Source organism: Arthrobacter sp. TMT4-20, from assembly GCF_054510775.1.
Map to the genome: position 1 here is coordinate 1 of NZ_JBTNDW010000039.1, position 1,341 is coordinate 1,341.

The 1,341-nt window shown below is 61.7% G+C and carries 1 protein-coding gene; it reads left to right on the forward strand.

Annotated elements, in window-relative coordinates; genetic code table 11:
- Positions 1-111 precede the first annotated feature (111 nt).
- Positions 112-1,320 (forward strand): IS481 family transposase, encoded by a 1,209-nt coding sequence (locus ACX80Z_RS15930; RefSeq protein WP_459316574.1) that lies wholly within the window; start codon positions 112-114, stop codon positions 1,318-1,320.
- Positions 1,321-1,341: the final 21 nt, after the last annotated feature.

Below are 1,341 nucleotides of genomic sequence, written 5' to 3' on the forward strand. Positions count from 1 at the left end.
GGTGTCTAGGTTCAGGACATAGGCGACACATGAGTCGCGACATGGGCGACAGTTGATACCCGCCGGTGAGTCGGGACATCGGCGACACTTTAGGGGCCTGAGTATGAGCCCATGTCGAAGCAAAAGGTCATTGTCTTGTCCGTGGTGCAACAAGGACTCACCAAAGCCGAAGCAGCCCGCCGATACGGGGTCGGCCGACAGTGGGTCCACGAGCTGGTCCGCCGCTACGAACACGGCGGTCTAGACGCAGTTGAACCCCGCTCGAAACGGCCGCGGGCCAGCCCGCACGCCACACCGGAAGCGACGACCCAGCGGATCCGAGAACTCCGCGCGGAGCTCACGAAGGCAGGCCTGGACGCAGGACCGCAGACCATCGCTTGGCACCTCGAACAAGAAGGGCTCAAAGCCCCCTCAACCTCAACGATCCGCCGGATCCTCGTGAACGCCGGGCTGATCACCCCGGAACCGAAGAAACGCCCCAAATCATCGTTGCACCGCTTCGAAGCGGCCCAACCCAACGAAACCTGGCAATCCGACTTCACCCACTGGACCCTGGACGACGGGACCGACGTCGAGATCCTGAACTTCCTCGATGATCACTCCCGCTACCTGCTCTCCTGCACCGGCTACCGCCCCGTGACCGGATCCATCGTCGTCCAGGCGTTCCTTGCCACCACCGAGCAATACGGGCTCCCCGCCTCAACATTGACCGATAACGGGCTCGTCTACACCGCACGCTTCGCCGGCGGCAAAGGAGGCCGCAACGCCTTCGAAAACCTGCTCCACACGCTGAACATCACCCAGAAAAACGGGTCCCCGGGACACCCGCAAACCCAAGGCAAGATTGAACGTTTCCACCAAACCCTCAAACGCTGGCTCCACGGCCAACCCCCAGCACCGACACTCCAGGCACTGAACCAGCAGCTCCACACGTTCCAACGGGTTTACAACCATCAACGCCCGCACCGGGCACTGAACCGTCGAACCCCAGCGCAGGCCTACCAAACCACGCCGAAAGCCAGTCCCAACCAACCCAAACAAGGAGGACACTGGCGCATCCGCGTCGACCGGATCGACGCTGCCGGCAAAGTCACCCTGCGTTACAACGGACGCCTGCACCATATCGGAATCGGTCGCGCGTACGCCCGCCAAACCGTCCTGATGCTCGTCCACGACCGCGAAGTCATGATCACCACACCCGGCACCGGAGAGATCCTCCGCGAACTCACCATCGACCCAACCCGCAACTATCAATCCAGACAAAAGAAAACACCCCCAGCCGAAGCTGGGGGTGTCGTCGATGTCGCGACTCACATGTAGTCCATGTCGCGACTCATAACA